The following is a 3134-nucleotide window of genomic DNA, read 5'->3' as shown; positions in this document are numbered from 1 at the left end:
GTTCGTGCCGCCATCACATCCCACCAGAAGCATGGGAAAAAGCACGGCATCCCAACCTGTCAAAAAGCTGAAGTCCGGTCGTCTCGGACGAATAGCAGCAAGCATTCGCATCATCTGCGGGAGATCGCCTGATGAATCCTTAATCGCCACGATACGCGGCTGTTCTTCAGCTAACCGAACAATTGTGTCAAGATCGAGTGGGGACGCGAGCCAGGGAATGTTGTAGATTGTGATATCAACAGGGCTGTGTCTGGCAATTTCTGAGAAATACGCGTAAATATTCTCCACGCTGACGCGATAGTAATACGGACACACAATCGCTACGGCGCGCACACCGAGCTGAGCGTAGTACTCACACGTGGCGATCGTCTCTTTGACGTTGGCCTCGGCTGCCCCCGCCAAAATAGGGACCCGGCCAGCCACCTGATCCACCGTGATCTCGATGATGCGGCGTCTTTCTTCGGGTGTGAAACGCACAAATTCCCCCGTCGATCCGTTCGGGTACAACCCGTGAACTCCGCGTTCGATGAGCCAATCAATGTATCTGCGCAGTTCGGACTCGCAGATGTTCCCGTGATCATCCAAGGGAACCATATTCGGCGTAAATATGCCCTCGATTTTTGCCTGTGCCATGGTGAAGACGCCTCGTCTGCATGCTACCCTGGGAAAGTATCAGGGGATTCAATGCACGTGCCGAAAAACCCGATTTTACCTGTTTTGTTGACGGAATGAAAAAGACAGGACCCAAGCGAGGCACGCTTCATCGCGACTATGCGACGTTCCGTTGGGGGGACCATGCGGCCTTCCGTGCCTGGGCCATTCGCGGATCCGTCATTCTCGCAATTGTAGCTTATACCATAGCTTTTTATGCATGCGAATGGCGGCCACTCTCCCAGGCTTTCCAGCGTCCCGTGCGCCGCTTCGAGATTTTTCCGCTGCTGCTTCTGCTTGATCAGATTGTCTCTCAGTGGGCCGGGTCACACGGGGAAATAGCCCTGGGAGACCGGATTCCTGCCCTGGCTACAGCATTTATCATGCTTTTCTCGGCATTTTGGTGGGGACAATGGCTGCTTTCGCAACTCAAGGTCGACAAGCAGTTCACCCGGGGAGAAAAAGGCCCGCTCGCCGTTTTGATGGGGCTTACGGTTTCATCCCATCTCATCCTGATCACTGGCCTCGCCGGATTAGGTTGGACGCGCTGGCTGTTGCGCTTCTGGGTGGCAATCCCTCTCGCTGTAGCCACTTGGACGCTTGTGCGGAAACTCTTTGCGCAGAAAGTATGGAATTCCAGGGGAGCGGGCTTAAAGTGGTTCGTGCTTTCCGGCAAATCAATCCCGACGTGCGGAAAAGACTCGGGCGATGCGTCAACCCTCCCCGACAGGTTGATTTTTACTGGAGCACTGATCGTGTTCGGAACACTGCTGCTACTGGCAGCGGTTTTACCCCCCACGGACTTCGACGTGCGGGAATACCATCTCCAGGCGCCGAAAGAGTTTTTTCAGATTGGTGCCGTTACTTTTCTTCCGCACAATGTTTACGCCAATATGCCGCTCGGCGCCGAGATGCACAGCCTCGGTGCAATGGTGCTGTTGGGCGATATTTGGACAGGGGCGCTGGCTGGGAAACTGATCACCGGCCTTTACGCCTTGGTTGGCGCCTGGTTGGTGCTGGCTTTTAGCCGCCGTTATTTCGGTTCGGCCGCCGGGCTGGCCGCAGCCGCCATATTCATCACCACGCCCTGGGTGATATCCGTGTCTGCCGCGGGACTTGTGGACATCGCACTCGCCGTGATGGTTTTCGCGGGGTTCGTGTTGATCTGGGAAACGCTTGGCTTAAGCAAGTTACGGGAAAGTGGCGTCCAGCCCCTGCTGCCGCGCAGCCAGGCAAAAAGCGGTTGCGAACCACCTGGCGACGTCGCCGCACAGGTCAGTTCGATCCAAATCCCCCAATTGTCCGCCATGTTTGCCGCGGGTTTGCTGGCGGGCGCAATTGCTGCGATCAAATACACGGGTCTCGTGTACGGCGCTGTGCCGATGGGAATTCTGGCCGGTCAATTCCTGTGGAAAAATACACGGAGCGCTAAGACGCTGATCATGGGCATCGCCCTTTTCATCATCGGCCTCGGTCTGGCAGGCGGGGGCTGGTACGCCAAAAACGCCGTTCTGACGGGTAACCCCATTTATCCCCTGGGATACGCTTTGCTTGATGGAGTTAACTGGGATGCCGCCAAAGCGGCGCGCTGGCACCGTGTGCACAGTCCTCCTGGCTTTTCGGGGTTGGCTTTGGCCAGGGACGTGTTCAGAGTCATTCTTACAAGCGACTGGCAGGGAGCGCTTGTCGTTCCGTTTGCGATCGTGGGAGCCGTGAGACTGCGACGTAACAAACTCGCCCTTAGCATGCTCCTCCAGACCGGATGGATCTTTCTGATCTGGTGGTGCTTTACTCACCGGATCGATCGTTTCTGGCTTCCTCTGTTGCCATTCTTGTGCGTGTTGTGTGGTCCCGGCTTTGTGACTTTAGGCGAACTCCGCTTGCGGTGGCTCGGACGTTTGGTTGTTCTCGCAGCGATTCTGTGGAGTTTGCTTGTCGTCACAAGTGGTGCCGCAGTCTACAACCGTTTTCTCGCGCCTCTCGCTGAATTATGGAACGACCCGGGGCGTATAGGCCAGGAACACGTGTTGCTCAATGGGCTTTATTCCCGACTCCCTCGGGATGTCAGGTTACTAGCGGTTGGGGAGGCGGCCGTGTTTGACCTGAGGATGCCCGTCCTGTATGCCACCTGCTTTGACGACCAGCCCTGGGAGCGTATGACGCGCGGCAAAAGCGCCGAAGAAATTCAACGCGAGTTAAAAATGCATAAAATTGCTTATGTTTATGTGAATTGGCTTGAGATTGCCCGTTATCGCTCCCCGGGCAACTACGGATTCACCGACTTTGTGCAGCCCTCGCAATTCCGCGAGCTTGTCACCGCGGGTATCCTGGTTCCTGTCCTCATGCCACCAGGCACGCCTAACCAACTTTTCCTCGTCAAATAGCCCAATCTGGTCGTTCTGTCCCGCAGGAATAGGTTATTTTGGCTCCTTCGGCTGGTGAGCAGGGAAATTTCCACCAAGTTTTTGGAAAACTTTGCCGAT

General features: G+C 55.7%; 2 protein-coding genes. One reads left to right on the top strand and one right to left on the bottom strand.

The window, feature by feature from the left end; genetic code table 11:
• The coding region (locus H5U08_RS14010; RefSeq protein ID WP_297034304.1) for a dihydrodipicolinate synthase family protein at positions 1-633 on the bottom strand (633 nt) is incomplete at its 3' end.
• Between the two features lie 95 nt (positions 634-728).
• On the opposite strand from H5U08_RS14010, the gene H5U08_RS14005 reads away from it, so the two are divergent.
• A complete protein-coding gene (locus tag H5U08_RS14005) occupies positions 729-3035 on the top strand; it encodes a hypothetical protein (RefSeq protein ID WP_297034301.1) in 2307 nt (768 codons plus the stop codon).
• Positions 3036-3134: the final 99 nt, after the last annotated feature.

Source organism: Thermogutta sp., assembly GCF_014359955.1.
GTDB lineage: Bacteria > Planctomycetota > Planctomycetia > Pirellulales > Thermoguttaceae > Thermogutta.
Note: the sequence above shows the minus strand (reverse complement) of the source record. Positions and strands in the feature narration are given on the sequence as shown.